Source organism: Litchfieldia alkalitelluris, assembly GCF_002019645.1.
GTDB classification, from domain to species: Bacteria; Bacillota; Bacilli; order Bacillales; family Bacillaceae_L; genus Litchfieldia; species Litchfieldia alkalitelluris.
The window spans coordinates 543089-559553 of record NZ_KV917374.1 but is presented as its reverse complement, the minus strand read 5'-3'; the positions used below and the strand labels follow the sequence as shown (position 1 = coordinate 559553).

Here is a 16465-nt window from a genome sequence, read left to right as displayed (position 1 = left end):
AAAGTTTTGACCTAGGAATATTTGTCAAAAGATAAGATTAGCTAATCTACTTATTTTTGCACCCTAGTTCCAGTCGTAGTTTGCTTTTTCTTTTCTGCATCTAGCATTTCAAAGAATTCAGCATTTGTTTTAGATTGCTTTAACTTACGGATAAATTTCTCAGAGAAATCAGGGGTATCTGACATTGTTTTACGGATTGCCCATAATTTATCGAGATGATCTTTTGGAATAAGAAGCTCTTCCTTACGCGTTCCGGAACGACGAATATCAATTGCAGGGAATACACGTCTTTCAGCTAATGAACGGTCAAGATGAAGTTCTAAGTTACCAGTTCCTTTGAATTCTTCATAAATGACATCATCCATACGTGAGCCTGTTTCCACTAATGCCGTTGCAAGGATCGTTAAGCTTCCGCCTTCTTCAATGTTTCTAGCAGCACCAAAGAAACGCTTTGGTCTATGGAATGCAGCAGGGTCAATCCCTCCTGATAAGGTACGACCACTTGGAGGAATTACTAGGTTATATGCTCTAGCTAATCTAGTAATACTATCCATTAAGATAATAACGTCTTTCTTATGCTCAACTAAGCGCATTGCACGCTCTAACACTAACTCTGCTACCTTAATATGATTTTCAGGAACCTCATCAAATGTAGAGCTAACAACATCGCCAGCTACAGAACGTTCAATATCAGTTACTTCCTCTGGACGTTCGTCAATTAGTAACACAATAAGTTCTGCTTCTGGATGATTAGTAGTGATACTATTGGCAATCTCTTTTAAAAGCATTGTTTTACCAGCTTTTGGTGGAGCAACTAGTAATCCACGTTGCCCAAAACCAACCGGTGCGATTAAATCCATAATACGAGTAGAAATATGTGTTGGTGTTGTTTCAAGGATGATTTGTCTGTCAGGGTATAATGGTGTTAAACCAGGAAAGTGGACACGCTCTTTAGCAGTTTCTGGGTCTTCACCGTTTACTGCTTCAACGTGCAGTAATCCATAGTAGCGTTCATTTTCTTTAGGAGGTCTTACTTTACCCGATACCTTATCACCATTTCTTAGATCAAAACGTCTAATTTGTGAAGCAGAGATATAAATATCTTCAGAGCTTGGTGAATAATTAATTGGTCTTAAGAATCCGAAACCTTCTGATTGAATAATTTCTAAGACACCTTCCATAAATAAAAGACCATCTTGCTCTGCTCTTGCTTTTAAAATGGCGAAGATCAATTCTTTTTTCGATAATTTACTGTAATATGAAACCTTTAATTCTTTTGCTAATTCATAAAGCTCCTTGAGCTTCATGTTTTCAAGACTAGATATTGTAATACTCATTGTTACACCACTCTTTAGTTTTTAATAAATAATAAATCATTTGGTAGGTCTACACTCTCACTCATACCAATCGCTAGTTTTCCAACCTAGCAGGTGTTGATAGAAAAGAACTATTCAAAAGAAAATCTGATAAGATATATACACATGCTAAAGCATTTTACATATCTGCATCTAAAAGCAAGTGAATTATTCCATGTCAAAATACGATATTGGCGTTCATTCTGTAAATCTTTTAGAAATGATATGGATGGAACTGTTTTAGGAAGGTAGTGAAGACTTTCTTGAAGTTGGTCATTACTATTGGTTGTGGGCACTATATATTTTACCCTTTTTCTTCTGTTTAAATCAATAGCATATTCGAGGATATCCTTGTAAGCGCTAACCACACAATTCTATTGTATCTTATTTTATCGGACTATAAAAGTAAAACTTATGCGAAAGAGATAGGCATTGATATGTGTCTAGTTGCTCTATCATTGTCTTTAGTGAAAATCGGATGGTTAATATCTCTGCGATAATTGATCTCTATATGAAAACTATTAATCTAGTATGCTGTTAAAAAAGTTGGCTTTATCCACACATAGTAATCATAATTCAGTTTCCAATATCTTTGCACAATTGCCTTGTATGTTAAATATATGTAAAACATAGGGAGTTTTACTAATAATCGAGTGATCAAGATCCTAAAATAAGGGGATATTTCCCCTTAAATTGCAGAATATAGCTTAGTTAGGGGTAATTAAGGGGAAATTTTCCCTTTAACCAAAGTAAAATCACCCTGTTTTCATGTTTTTTAGTAAATAGCGGGAAATTTTACCTCTATTTTAACTATTTTCATTCCCATTTCCTAATTAAGGGAAGTTTCTCCCCTTAATTTATCAGCCCATCGTGCTGATTTAATCATCTGGGTCCTAGGGCTTCCGCTTTTTTGTTGCCAAGTGGGACCACTTATTGAACGAACAGGTACTATGTTATAAGTAAAAAAGCTCGGTGAGTTCCGAGCTTTTTACTATTTCAGTTGCTAATAGGGTGGATCATATGCTTTTACCTGTGCATTTTCCTTGTTAAATCCAGCTTCTCCCCCACAAGGAACCCGTTATACTAAAAACAGCATGTTTTATTTAAAACTAGGTCGGCCAGCAACAATCTTTCAGTAAAAAGCCTTATTTTACGAATTTTGAAGTTGCTCAATTTCTTCTTCGGTCATTTTTTCACGCCAAATGGTTGCACCTAATCCAGCAAGCTTTTCTTCTAGTTGACTATAGCCACGATCTATATGATCCAAGCCTGTGATTTCAGTAATTCCTTCAGCCATTAGTCCAGCAACTACTAGTGAGGCGCCAGCACGAAGGTCACTTGCCTTCACTTTCGCACCTTGCAATTGAACCGGTCCAGTAACAATTGCAGAACGACCTTCAACCTTAATTTGTGCATTCATTCTTCGAAGTTCATCTATATGCTTAAACCTTGCTCCATAAATTGTATCTGTTACAACACCTGTACCTTTGGCTTTTGTCAGTAGGGCGGTAAATGGTTGTTGTAAATCTGTAGGAAACCCTGGGTATACAAGTGTTTTAATGTCAACTGCTGTTAAGTCATTGGTTCCAGCAATCCATATTTGGTCATCACTTGTTTCTACAGTAATCCCCATTTCTCTAAATTTCGCGATTAGCGATTCAAGATGTAACGGAATGACATTATCAATCATAATTTCTGTCGCCATTGCAGCTCCTAAAATCATGTATGTACCAGCTTCAATTCGGTCTGGAATGATTGTGTGATGACAACCGTGTAAATGGTCTACTCCATCAATACGAATTACATCTGTTCCAGCACCTTTAATCTTAGCACCCATGCTTGATAATAATGTGGCAACATCAATAATTTCAGGCTCTTTGGCAGCATTTTCGATAATCGTTTGACCTTTCGCTCGAACGGCTGCAAGCATGATATTAATTGTTGCACCTACACTTACTACATCTAAGTAGATTCTTGCTCCACGTAATTCTTCAGCTCTTAAGTAAATTGCACCTTGCTCATTTGTTACTTTGGCACCTAAAGCTTCAAAACCTTTTATATGTTGATCAATTGGTCTTGGACCAAGATGACATCCACCCGGCAAGCCAATAACAGCCTTTTTAAAGCGGCCAAGCATTGCGCCCATTAGGTAATATGAGGCACGTAATTTTTTCACTTTCCCATTAGGAAGTGGCATTGAAACAATATTTGAAGGATCAATGATAATTTCATCGTCATGCAATGAAACTGTTCCACCAATTTCTTCAATTAAATCACTTAAAATTTGTACATCAGAGATATTTGGTAATCCATCGATTGATACTCTTGATTCTGCTAAGATTGTAGCCGGTATTAATGCTACCGCACTATTTTTCGCACCACTAATTCGTACAGAACCTTTTAATGGATAACCACCAGCAATTTTTAGTTTTTCCATTTTAGTCTCCCTTCTAGCGAAGTTGACTTCCTTCTTCACGTTGATGGAATATTCTTCCAACTATAATATGTATAGCTGTACAAGTATTATTTCTTAGTTTACACGAAAAACCAAATAACATGTATGGTTTTCCTAAATTTTTTTTAAACAGCCATACTCTTACATAGGTATACTACATTCATTCGCATTATTAACAATTCTTTTGTCCATAATCAACGAGTGTCTAGGAAGGTTAAAACATGGTACTGACTTGATATTAGCTACAAACTATCGTGTTGTAGCTGTTTTTAAAGCAAATATCTTTTATGACGGGCTCTAAATCGATGTGAAACGATTGTTTACTTTTTCGTTTCTTATTATTCAACTTTAACCTAATTTCCATCTCATATACCCTAACATTTATTAAATAAACTAGAAACTAGAAAGTTAAGGAAAATCTATCATATGATTTAAAGCTATGAAACTTTCCATTCGCTGCAATCCCTGCCCTTTCCGCGGGCGGTGCGAGGAGCCTCCTCGTCGCAGGCTCCTGCGGGGTCTCACCTTTGCCCCGTGTATCCCGCAGGAGTGGCATGAATCTCCGCTCATTCCAAGTACTCTGTGTTAAAGCTTTTTTATTCTCCATGGTGCGAATCAAATTAGCATCGAATCTTCCCCGAAAAAAAAACCGCCTTATCTGTTGGGATGAAGGACGGTTTTCTCTCTTATATGACGAATTGAAACTAAAAAAGTTACAACTTTTATTTAATTAAGCTTTTGAAGATGAACCAAATTCACGCATTTTGCCTTTAACTGTTTCTTTAATTGTTTCGCGAGCTGGTCCAAGATATTTACGTGGATCATACTCATCTGGCTTAGCTGCTAATACTTCACGTACTGTTTTAGCAGATGCGATTTGGTTTTCAGTGTTTACGTTGATTTTTGCAGTTCCAAAAGAGATTGCCTTTTGGATATCATGCGTTGGGATACCAGTTCCACCATGAAGAACTAGTGGAAGTCCTGTAGCCTTGCCGATTTCTTCCATTTCTTTGAAACCAAGGTTTGGTTCACCCTTGTAAGGACCGTGAACTGAACCTAAAGCAGGAGCTAAGCAATCAATTCCAGTACGTTCAACAAGCTCTTGACACTCTTTTGGATCAGCGTAAATTACGCCTTCAGCAATTACATCGTCTTCTTGTCCACCAACAACACCTAGTTCTGCTTCAACAGATACTCCGTGGTAGTGAGCAAGTTCTACAACTTTAGAAGTTGTTGCTACGTTTTGTTCAAATGGATCATGTGAAGCATCAATCATAACTGAAGTGAATCCAGCATGGATTGCTTTTGCACAAGATTCAAAGCTTGAACCGTGGTCTAAATGGATTGCAACAGGAACTGTTACTTTATAATCAGCCATTAATCCTTTAACGATTGAAACAACAGTTGTGAATCCACCCATGTAACGTGCTGCACCTTCAGATACACCTAAAATTACTGGTGAATTTTCTTCTTGTGCTGCTTGTAGGATCGCTTGAGTAAATTCAAGGTTATTTAAGTTAAACTGCCCTACTGCATATCCTTCTGCTTTTGCTTTTTGAAGCATTTCTGTCATTGAAACTAAAGGCATTCTAATATCCTCCCTAATGTACCGTAATACAACTATTCAATAAGCTTAATCAACTTTATATTTTCCTTAAGAAAAAAATTATATGTAAAAATGTATAAGTTATGATGCAAAAATAAGATGTCCAATTTTACTTTAAGAAAAAGCTTCTTGACATAGCTGTTTTTTCACAGTACTTAGCATATCAATTAAGTTTGAAATCTGCAATAGCTTTAAATTCATGAAAAATCATGTAAAACGCTTCCATTGCTTGTATTTCAACCATCAACTCGTTATGTCATTTTTACGACATTTTTGATGGATGTCATTTCAACTTACTTTGAACCCATTGGAACGATATGTTTTTTAACCGCATCACGAATTTCATCAATATCAAAAGGCTTCGCAAAGTGAGTAATGGCACCTAAGTCCTTTGCTTCTTGAATCATGTCTAATTCTCCATAAGCGGTCATAATGATAACGCGAATATCTGCGTCAATCGCTTTTAGTCTTTTTAAGATTTCAATTCCGTCCATACCAGGTATTTTCATATCAAATAAAACTAGATCTGGAGAATGTTTTGTGACTATATCAATTGCTTGCACACCATTTGCTGCTTGGAACGTTTGGTAGCCTTCTTTTTGAAATACTTCATTCAGTAATATTCTTATCCCATATTGGTCGTCAACGATCAGGATTTTTTCTTTCATCTCATTCACCTCTATTTATTGTTTAGCACACGAATATCATAAAGTATTAAATTCTATTTTATTTACGATATCCCTTCTTTTTTTCTAAAATCTTCTCGACATTATCTCCTACTTTTCGCATTTCGAACTAATTAAGGATATAATATCAACTATCTTTTGAATAAAGGAGTTCATTGTTATGATGAAAATTTTTTCAACACAACTTCAGGGGTTGTTCAATAAAATCATGGAACAGGAAGATCTTGCCGTTGAAGATGGCGCCAGGCTCCTTGCACAGGCCGTGATGGGTGAAGGAACCATTTATATTAAAGGCTATCATGAATTGGAAGCCATCGAAATAGAAGCTACACAAGGAGTTGAACCACTTCCCTCAACATCTGTGCTATTTATCGGTAATGACATAGCTGAAATTACTGAGCGTGATCGAGTTTTGATTCTTTCTAGATCTTCAGCAGATCATGAGGCCATTATGCTTGCAAAGGATTGTGCAGAAAAAGGGATTAGCACTGTAGCCATTTCATCATTGGTTAAAGATCAGGTAGATTCGTTAGCTGACTTCGTGGATGTTCATATTGACAGTAAATTGACAAAACCGTTGATCCCAGATGAAGACGGAAACAGATTCGGATTTCCGTCAATCATGACCGCACTTTTTGCTTATTATAGTTTGTCTTTTACATTAAAAGAAATCATTAAAGAATATGAGTAATTTAACGCCACCTGCATTTTGAGGGGTGGCAGTATTTTTTATTCACTTTTCATTCGTTTGATAGTTATCTCCGCTTTTTGCAGGTCATTTTTAATCCGCTTAGCAAATTCAAGTGCATGAACTCCATCACCATGGATACAGATGCTGTCAGCCTTTATCTCGACATCTTTGCCTTGAAGGGATGTAACTCGCCCTTCCCTCACCATTCTGATTACTTGAGCCACGGCTACTTGATCATCTTTAATCAGCGCATGTTTAAGATTTCTAGAGGTCAATGTCCCATCTTCTTGGTAAGTTCGATCAGCAAATACTTCATTCGCCGTTTTTAATCCGATTTTTTCACCCGCTCGAACTAATTCACTCCCAGATAATCCAAGTAAAATTAACTCTGGATCGACTCGGTAGATTGCTTCAGCAATGGCTTCGGAAAGTTCTTTACTAGTTGCTGCCATATTATATAATGCCCCGTGTGGTTTTACATGTTGGAGTCTCCCACCCTCAGCATGAGCAAATGCTTGAACGGCACCAATTTGATACACCATAAGATCAAACGCTTCTCTCGGACTAATATCCATTTTCCTTCTACCAAAACCGATTAAGTCTGGTAGTCCTGGATGTGCACCAATTGCTACATTTTTTTCAAGTGCTAGTAAAACTGTTTTCCTAATCGTACTCGGATCACCTGCATGAAACCCACAGGCGATGTTCGCTGATGTAACAAAGTCTAGAATCTCTTCATCTCTACCCATCGTATAGGCGCCAAAACTTTCACCTAAATCACAATTAATATCTACACTAGTCACTTCATTTCCCCCTTACTTTCTCTGATAACTCCCACCCCTGAAGGAGTGGGGTTCTAAAATACTAATACACTTCTTAATGGCACCCTTATCTTCCTTGCAGAAAGAGTTTCTGCCAAAACACTGGTGTGTGTTCTTTTAGAACATTAACGGACGTATTGCGTATAGCAAGGCACTTCGCCAAGTCAGCCTAAAAGGAACTCTTGTGTGCTTACCGTTCCGACTTCTCTCTTGGACGTTATCACGACCAATCAGGTTTGTATTTTATGCGACAAACCAACGCAATGTTTTACTTGATGATTTTTTTAATTGTGCAGCCTCACGGTTATGCAACTTAACAAAGTTATCCCATTGTGCATTGCATAAATCTACATCAACGGAATTCAGGGTTTCGTTTGTATTACCTATTAAAAAAGCACTATATAAATCACGTTGAATGCTAATTTCACCAAAATGATTCCAACGCTCTGAAAGTTGTTTTTTATTGTATTCATTCGTTCTATGATTGAACTGGCTTGCTTTTGTAGCATATGTATCTATTTTTTAAATAGTTCGTCCCTGATACCCGAGTTTCCGGTCAATGATTGCGAGTAGCATAGCAGGAGCTCGGTTCGCAATGGATTTACCAAATCGTTTTTTATGATTTATTTTGCCGTTTTTCTTATTTCTTGTAGTGTTTTTCGCTCGTCTTTGTAGTGACTGAAACCGCATGGTTTCTACTCGAATGTCAGAACCGAGATGTAGAATATCATTTGCTAATATTTCATGTGCTAATTTTCGTTTAATAGTGGTTTTTCGAAATAATTCTTTTCTTTTTTGACGCAATTTTTTATATTGATTAGAATAGGTCCAGGTTAATCTACCTTTCCTAATAGTCCCGTTCTCGTGAAATTTGTTAGGGTTAGTTGACCGTTTAGAACGGTCCATTTTACGTTGGATACGACGAAGCTCTCTTTCTATGGTACTGCACTCTGGTGCAAGTTCACGAAGTTCTACCTTACTTTCACTACTAATAGCTATAGTAGATGTTCCAATATCGATACCAACTCGTTTTGTTTCGTCATCAGCAACCTTTCGGTTGCTTTTTTTGGGAGGATACCCTTCTAAAATGAGTTGTGCATAGTATCGAACTTTACCACGAACTTCACGTTTTAGAATGCGTACATATTTTGTTTTATCCAATAAAGCTATGTGAGCATATTCATCGTTAGCTTTCGGCGTAATAGGGGCACAAATCCAATTTTTTGGTTTAGGATTTTTCTTTGTTGGTTTATCTCCCCAAAGAATATTACCGTCCACGTATCGCAAACCAGTAGAATTGGATTTGTTTTCAACCGAAATATCATCACGAAATGACTTGAAATGCACTCTTTTAGCTTTTCCAAAATGCAGTTTCTCAACGGCTTCAAAAGTCCTAGTGGCAATTTTTTGTGCTTCTAAGCTACCAATGTTCTCTTTGAATTTTTGTTGAACAGACTTTACAAAATGATGCATTCCATATTCAGAAAAACCGGAGGTTAACCTTAATTCACTTAACTGCTTATCACGAATTTTTGACTTGGGTTCATTGATTAGGATGCGATAGTTTTTATTTGCCTTTACAGCTTTGTGTCTTTTAAGGGCTTCACCTAGACAAGAATTGTAGACTAACCTAGCAATCTTTAACTTTTTCTCTAAACGGTCCTGTTGCCAAATAGGTATACGCAAAGGGAACTCAATTGTATAGGTTGGTGTACTCTTTCTTGTCATAGGATTCTACTCCTTACTATTGTCGTTTTTTTTGATTTTCAACGTATTGTTTGATTGTTTCGCTCGATACGTTTCCTGCGGTAGATACAAAGTACGAACGTGTCCACAAGCTAGGCAAATGTTGAAGATGAGAGAATTCCTCTCTTAACTTTTTCGAAGTCACCCCTTTTATTTTAGCCATAATATCAGCAGGACTTAGTGTTGGTAGTGCGTTCAGGAAACATGTGGGTATGGTCTTTATCGCATTCTAATGCAACAATGCCGATCTCCAGTTCAGTACAAACTTCTCGCACCAACTCTTTAAAACGTTCTTCTACAGTGTTTTGTAGGAATATTTTCCTTCTGTATCTGGGACAAAATACAAAATGGTAGTTAATTAATGAAATAGTTGTGTTTGTTTTTCTATAATTATTCATACTATCATCGTATCAGTTTATTGTACATACTGCAACAAAAACCCGAAAAAGAGAACTAATCTTTCAAATACTTGAAGCACCACAAACCTTCGGTTTACCAGTGGCACTCCGTATTCGACTTCACTTTCATCCCACGCCTGAAGGAGTAGGCTTTCCCGTTCAGGAAAGGCTGTAATACCCCTTGTTTTAGTTCAGCTATGGTTTCTTCCTGTGTAATTAAAAGCTGTTCCGCCTCTTGATGACTAATTTCTAAGAAGGTGATTTCTTCATTTGGAGATGCTTGAGCAATCGCCGGAAGATCTACGGTGATGATTTGCGCAATTTTAGGATAACCTCCTGTTGTCTGCCGGTCTGCCATTAAAATAATCGGTTGACCATCCGCGGGAACTTGGACTGTGCCAAAAGAAACCGCTTCCGATAACATTTCTCGTCCTGTTTCTAATTTTAATAAAGGACCATTTAACCTATATCCCATTCGATCAGATTGTGAAGTGATTTTATAGGATGATTGAAGAAAGTCGTTCTTGCTTTCTTCCGAAAATAAATGAAATTGCCTTCCTCCTATAATTCGAACCAGTGGATTTTTTTTATAAAAAGGGATGGCATTCTGTGAGACAGACCAGGTAGCAGCAGAGAATGATGCTGGACTTTCTTTTGTACTTTTATCGAGATACATGAATATTTTTTGTGATAGTTCACTCATTTCGCCGAATTTCAAAATATCACCTGATTGAAGCGTTCTCCCATGGTATCCACCGAATTTTGCTCTTAAGTAGGTTGATTTACTTTCCATCACAGATTGAATATGGTATCCACCTGCAACGGCAAGATAGGCCCTACACCCTTTTTCTGCATGACCGAATTTCAACACACTTCCTCCATAGACCAACACAGGTCTCCATAACTTAACGGGAACACCATTAATTGTCGGTGTCATCTCCGCACCACAAATTGAAATAAGTGTATCACTTTCAAAATGGACGACTGGACCTACCATGGTGCATTCAAGTGTTGCTTCATTTTCCTGATTTCCAACGAGGATGTTTGCAAGACGGTGGGCTAAAGGATCCATGGCCCCGTTTGTTACAACACCAAACTTTTGATAGCCAACCCTTCCTTTATCCTGAAGAGTTGATAACAGCCCAGGCTTAATTACTTTTAACATGTTGGACACCTCCATAATTCTCATAGTCTTTAGAGGTGATTGGGAAAAATTGAAGTTTATCGCCTGCTCTTAGTAAACTCGGACTCTCCTGATTTGGTTGAAATAATTGTAAAGGTGTCCGCCCAATGATCTGCCAACCACCCGGCGTCTCCAAAGGATAAATTCCTGTTTGTTCCCCAGCAATTCCTACTGACCCAGCTGGAATCTTTAATCTAGGTGTTGCTTTTCTAGGGGTTGCAATTTTTCCAGACATTCCACCAACATACGGAAATCCAGGGGCAAATCCGATCATATAGACTGTATAGTCACCAGATGTATGTATTTTAACAACCTCTTCAGGAGTTAACTGATTGTAACTGGCAACATCAAGTAAATCTGGAGCGTACTCTCCTTCATAACAAACTGGAACTTGAATCGTTCTAGTTTCGGCTATACCCTTCGACGGTTCTGATACGATAAGTTTTTTTATATTTTCACAAACATATTCATATGGAGATAGAATACTTTTATATTTTTTCACAATAACCACAGGATCGTAGAATATTGTGATCGTTGCAAAGGCTGGGATGTATTCTACAAACCAATCTTCATTAAATGTATCAAAGATCGATGACAGTTGTTTTACTTTATCATGAATTGCTAGACTAATGGATTCTCCAAGTTCAATCACGATGGCTTGATCACCTAACGGGGATAATTTGTATTCCAAAATAATACCTCTCCCTTCTATTTGTATTTCGGTATAGCTTACTGGTTTTACCGCTATAAAAAAAACGAATTTAATCAATTATAAGAGCAATCAACAAATTGAGAATTTTCTATATTATATATTGATAATATAATTTACAGTAGTTTTATAGCAAGGGATAGGGAGTTGGGACAAGCTAAAAACATAATTTGGCTGGATTAGCCTTTGCTTTCTCAAGAATAGCAGTAATATGTTAGATAATCATTGTTTATAATGTCCTACATTAGGAAAGATAGTGAAAAAGGCATCTTTAGGGAGGTATTTCAAGTGTTTAGAATTCTCATTACTCTAACTGGGTTTGCTATGCTTCTTCTTACTTAGTGCCACCTCAAATCAACCTCCCCCGAAGGAACACGTTTCATCAACCTGGTTACAATATGAATCCCCAGAACAAGCCGGATGGTCACAACACAAATTAGATGTAGCTGAGGATTACTTCAGGTCCCTTCATTCAACAGCAGCCATGGTGATTCAAGATGGAAAAGTAGTATTCGCATGGGGAGAGATGTTACATCAAATACCAATATTCATTCGATTCGAAAAAGCTTGCTGAACTCCTTATATGGTATCCAGCTTCATCAAGGGAATCTTTCACTTAACGATACAGTAGGTATGCTTGGTATTGAGGATCATTCACCTTTATCATCTACTGAAAAAGAAGCTACCGTTGCTCAGTTAATGTCTTCAAGCTCCGGAATTTATCATCCAGCAAGCGAAGAATCTAGACGTATGATGGCAAAACGACCAAAACGCGGCTCAAAATCACCTGGAACTCATTTTTATTATAATAACTGGGATTTTAATGTACTGGGGACGATTTATAATCACAAAACAAAAGGAGATCTGTTTCAAGATTTTCAAAAGTACATCGCAGAACCTATTGGAATGGAAGATTTTCAGCTTGATGAAACCACCTATCATTATGATAAAAACAAATCCGTTCACCCAGCGTACTTATTTCGAATGTCTACAAGAGATTTGGCCCGTTTTGGCTTACTGTATTTAAATAATGGTAAATGGAAAGATAAGCAAATCGTCCCTCAATCTTGGATAGCGAAAAGCACTTCTGTTAAATTCGATGTTCCTTCCAAGTCTGTTTATGGTTATGGTTATCTTTGGTGGGTGGCTGATGAGGGAAGCTTTAAAGATTTGAAATTAATTTCTGCTGTGGGAAGGTATGGTCAATCTATTGATATTATTCCTGTAAGAGATTTAGTTTTTGTTCATAAAGTGGATTCAAACAAGAAAGGTTTCTTTCATAAGTCAGTAAAGGGTGTTTCTCAGAAGCAAAGATTAAAGCTGCTTTCATTGATTCTAGAAGCTCAAGAGACATCACCGGTTAGTGAACCTAAACTGATTCCTTTTTCTCCGGTTCGGTATTAATTAAAAGCGACCCTGAAAATAACTTATGATGCGGAGTTCCATTCGCTATGATCCACTTAGCATGGAATTCTATCCTAAAGATTAGGTTTGGAGATTAGTCTAGTTTGGACAGCTACATCATAGAGGGACTATGATTCACTTTCTCCTCGTTTTCGTTCACGTAACTTGATCATAGATGGCCTTTGATTCACTTTCTCCTTGTTTTCGCTCAGGCAACTGGATCATAGAAGGTCTATGATTCACTTTCTCCTTGTTTTCGCTCAGGCAACTGGATCATAGAAGGTCTATGATTCATTTTCTCCTTGTTTTCGCTCAGGCAACTGGATCATAGAAGGCCTATGATTTACTTTCTCCTTGCTTTCGCCTTGGCAACTGGATCATAGAGGTCCTATGATCACTTCCGTCTTGCTTTTACTTTGGCAATGTATCGAAGTCGCTGAAATCACCCAAATCACGACCAGATATAAGCAATCATCAAGCAAACCTGTAGCATTGTAGTCTACCACATTCCCTTTAATATTCTAATAAAAAAGAATACACATTTCCTCAATCAATGAGTAATGTGTATTCTTTACCTCTTATAACTTCTCAGAATTCACGAGTGAAGCATGAATGAATTCACGGAATAATGGTTGTGGTCTTGTTGGTCTTGAGATAAATTCTGGATGGAATTGTGATGCTACGAACCATGGATGGTCTTTTAGCTCAATGATTTCCACAAGTCTTCCATCTGGGCTTGTCCCAGAGAAAACAAAACCTTCAGCTTCCATTGCTTGACGGAATTGGTTGTTGAATTCATAACGGTGACGATGACGCTCATAGACTACCTCGTCTTGGTAAGCTTCATATGCCTTTGTTCCTTCTACTAACTTACAAGGTTGAAGGCCAAGTCGTAATGTTCCACCTAAATCCTCAATATCCTTTTGTTCTGGAAGTAAGTCAATGATTGGGTACGGTGTTTCAGGAGCGATTTCTGCTGAATGTGCGCCTTCTAACCCTAGTACATTACGTGCAAATTCGATGCTAGCAAGCTGCATGCCTAAACATATCCCAAGCATCGGGATTTTATTTTCACGGGCATACTTAATCGTTGAAATTTTCCCTTCGATTCCTCGATCTCCAAATCCACCAGGAACAAGGATTCCGTCCACATCAGATAATAACTCGTTTGCATTATCCGCATTTACTTCTTCTGAGTTAATCCACTTAATAGAAACATCTGCATCAAAAGCATAACCCGCATGACGCATAGCTTCGACAACTGAAATATAAGCATCTTGTAACTCAACATATTTTCCTACAAGCGCAATTTTCGTTGTTTTTGAAAGGTTTGTTACTCGTTCAACAAGCTCTCTCCACTCTGTCATATCCGCTTCATTGCAGTTTAGTTGGAGATGTTCACAAGTGATTTCATCAAGTTTTTGATCTTGAAGGGCAAGTGGTACTGAATAAAGAGTTTCAGCATCTCTTGATTCGATAACAGCTCGCTCATCAATATCACAGAATAACGCAATTTTATCTTTCATATCTTGTGAGATCGGCGCTTCTGTACGAACGACAATCACATTTGGTTGAATTCCTAAGCTTCGTAATTCTTTTACACTATGCTGAGTTGGTTTTGTTTTCATTTCTTTTGCAGCCTTAATGTAAGGTACTAGCGTACAGTGAATATACATTACATTTTGACGACCGATATCACTTTTAATCTGACGAATTGCTTCTAGGTATGGAAGTGACTCGATATCACCAACTGTTCCACCTATTTCTGTGATAACCACATCCGCGTTCGTTTCTCTACCTGCTCTAAAAACACGCTCTTTAATTTCATTTGTGATATGTGGAATAACCTGAACCGTTCCTCCAAGATAATCACCACGGCGTTCTTTTCTTAAAACCGTTGAGTAGATTTTACCTGTAGTAACATTGCTTAATTTAGATAAGTTAATATCAATAAAACGTTCATAGTGACCTAAGTCAAGGTCTGTTTCCGCACCATCATCCGTAACAAAAACCTCACCGTGCTGATAAGGACTCATTGTTCCTGGGTCAACGTTTATGTATGGATCAAACTTTTGAATTGTTACACTTAAACCTCTATTTTTCAATAATCGTCCTAATGACGCTGCAACGATCCCTTTTCCGAGCGAAGATACTACGCCACCTGTTACAAAAATATACTTTGTCATCGTCTTTCCCCTTTCGATTCTAAATGTTAGTTAAAGTTTGCTCAAAAAGAGCGAAAATGATTTGTAAATTAGGCGAAACTTTTTTGTAGGCTATTTCCGTGCTTTTAGTCGAAGAATATACCCATTACTGGAGATTGCCAATTCGGAGGAGGTGGAGATGTAATCCATTTATAAAAAGGTATTTAAGAATATCCTATAAAAATAAAAACGCTCCACTTACAAATGTAAGGGAGCGAAACATTAAATGTAATCATCACTCTTTTTATAGAGCCCAAAAAGTATTGTACATAGTCCGTTTTAAAAAGTCAAGATGTGACTTAGAGTTCTTCATCTTCCTCTTCATCTAGTTCTTCTTCATCAAGATCATCTTCTAGTTCAAACTCATCTTCTTCCTCGACAAGCTCATCTTCTTCATCGTCGAAGCTATCATCTTCATCGAAATCAGCATCAACTTCATCTGCATCATCGTCGTCTTCTTCATCAAGATCCTCATCAAGATCTTCCTCTTCGTACTCATCTAAATCATCATAATCTAATTCTTCTTCGTCATAATCTAATACATCTAAATCATCATCTTCTGCTGCTTTTTTAGCCTTCTTCTTCTTAGGCTTGATTGGTGTTGTTACTTCTTCGTCTATTTGCTCATATGGGTACCAGCTTCTAAGTCCCCAACCAGCTTCACCGATACAAATAAAACGACCGTCGATGTTGATATCTGTATAAAATTGAGCAACCTTTGAGTTCACTTGCGCCTTGGAAAGACCTAATATCCCAACAACCTCATCTAATAATTGATTAAATGTGATTGCTTGCTTTTTACTTTTAAATACTAGATATGCAACCTCTAGCATTGACATTTCTTTTAATTGTTCTGGTGAGTATTGTTCCACAGCCATGAAGGCACTCCCTTTCAATTGTAAAAATTCATTTACTAATATGTAATATGATTAAAATTTATGTAGTACAAAGCTGTTGCCATATTTGTCCTAGAATACACATATCATTCATTATAAACAAAATCAACTAGTTTATGCTACCTTATTATACATAATCTCGAAAAAATGTAAAAATCACAAAAAGTTGAGAAGCATTGATAACAACTTCAAGTGCTGGATGGCACCACAAAGATCAATCGAGATTCAGACAGCGCCTTTCGTTCCCTTTCTTCGACTTTTAGCATCAGCAAGGGAATCTGACAACGTCTTTCGTTCCCTTTCTTCGACTT

Annotated in this window: 12 protein-coding genes and 1 pseudogene; 2 read left to right on the top strand and 11 right to left on the bottom strand. The window is 37.4% G+C overall.

Annotated features, from left to right (window positions below):
• Positions 1-50: 50 nt before the first annotated feature.
• The 4 genes from rho to BK579_RS02685 form a co-directional block, all read right to left on the bottom strand.
• Positions 51-1337 (bottom strand): transcription termination factor Rho, encoded by a 1287-nt coding sequence (gene rho, locus BK579_RS02705; RefSeq protein ID WP_078543407.1) that lies wholly within the window; start codon positions 1335-1337, stop codon positions 51-53.
• A gap of 1168 nt (positions 1338-2505) precedes the next feature.
• Positions 2506-3792, bottom strand: coding sequence for a UDP-N-acetylglucosamine 1-carboxyvinyltransferase (locus BK579_RS02700; protein ID WP_078543406.1), 1287 nt, complete (start codon positions 3790-3792; stop codon positions 2506-2508).
• Between the two features lie 748 nt (positions 3793-4540).
• On the bottom strand, positions 4541-5398 hold the full coding sequence (locus BK579_RS02690) for a class II fructose-bisphosphate aldolase (protein WP_078543404.1): 858 nt from the start codon (positions 5396-5398) through the stop codon (positions 4541-4543).
• 311 nt (positions 5399-5709) lie between these two features.
• On the bottom strand, positions 5710-6084 hold the full coding sequence (locus tag BK579_RS02685) for a response regulator (protein WP_078543403.1): 375 nt from the start codon (positions 6082-6084) through the stop codon (positions 5710-5712).
• A 178-nt stretch (positions 6085-6262) separates the two neighbouring features.
• Here BK579_RS02685 and BK579_RS02680 point away from each other — a divergent pair, with 178 nt between their 5' ends.
• Positions 6263-6793 (top strand): DUF2529 domain-containing protein, encoded by a 531-nt coding sequence (locus BK579_RS02680; RefSeq protein ID WP_078543402.1) that lies wholly within the window; start codon positions 6263-6265, stop codon positions 6791-6793.
• Positions 6794-6831: 38 nt separating this feature from the next.
• Here BK579_RS02680 and BK579_RS02675 read toward each other — a convergent pair whose 3' ends face one another.
• The 5 genes and pseudogenes from BK579_RS02675 to pxpB all read right to left on the bottom strand — a co-directional run bounded on the left by BK579_RS02675 (position 6832) and on the right by pxpB (position 11632).
• Positions 6832-7596, bottom strand: coding sequence for a LamB/YcsF family protein (locus tag BK579_RS02675; protein ID WP_078543401.1), 765 nt, complete (start codon positions 7594-7596; stop codon positions 6832-6834).
• Between the two features lie 540 nt (positions 7597-8136).
• Positions 8137-9342 carry a transposase gene (locus BK579_RS02670; RefSeq protein WP_204524660.1) on the bottom strand — a complete coding sequence of 402 codons (1206 nt, stop codon included), beginning with the start codon at positions 9340-9342 and terminating at the stop codon, positions 8137-8139.
• A 16-nt stretch (positions 9343-9358) separates the two neighbouring features.
• Positions 9359-9758: pseudogene (tnpA, locus tag BK579_RS02665) on the bottom strand (IS200/IS605 family transposase).
• Between the two features lie 94 nt (positions 9759-9852).
• Positions 9853-10923, bottom strand: coding sequence for a 5-oxoprolinase subunit C family protein (locus tag BK579_RS02660; RefSeq protein WP_078543400.1), 1071 nt, complete (start codon positions 10921-10923; stop codon positions 9853-9855).
• Entirely contained in the window at positions 10907-11632 is a 726-nt protein-coding gene (pxpB, locus tag BK579_RS02655; protein ID WP_078543399.1) for a 5-oxoprolinase subunit PxpB, read from the bottom strand. Before pxpB ends, BK579_RS02660 begins: the two co-directional genes overlap by 17 nt.
• A 534-nt stretch (positions 11633-12166) precedes the next feature.
• On the opposite strand from pxpB, the gene BK579_RS02650 reads away from it, so the two are divergent.
• A complete protein-coding gene (locus tag BK579_RS02650) occupies positions 12167-13054 on the top strand; it encodes a serine hydrolase domain-containing protein (protein ID WP_078543398.1) in 888 nt (295 codons plus the stop codon).
• 578 nt (positions 13055-13632) lie between these two features.
• Here the strand turns inward: BK579_RS02650 and BK579_RS02645 are convergent.
• Together BK579_RS02645 and rpoE are read right to left on the bottom strand one after the other, a co-directional pair.
• On the bottom strand, positions 13633-15240 hold the full coding sequence (locus BK579_RS02645; protein ID WP_078543397.1) for a CTP synthase: 1608 nt from the start codon (positions 15238-15240) through the stop codon (positions 13633-13635).
• A 317-nt stretch (positions 15241-15557) separates the two neighbouring features.
• Positions 15558-16136, bottom strand: a complete 579-nt coding sequence (gene rpoE, locus BK579_RS02640) for a DNA-directed RNA polymerase subunit delta (protein WP_078543396.1) — start codon at positions 16134-16136, stop codon at positions 15558-15560.
• Positions 16137-16465 lie beyond the last annotated feature (329 nt).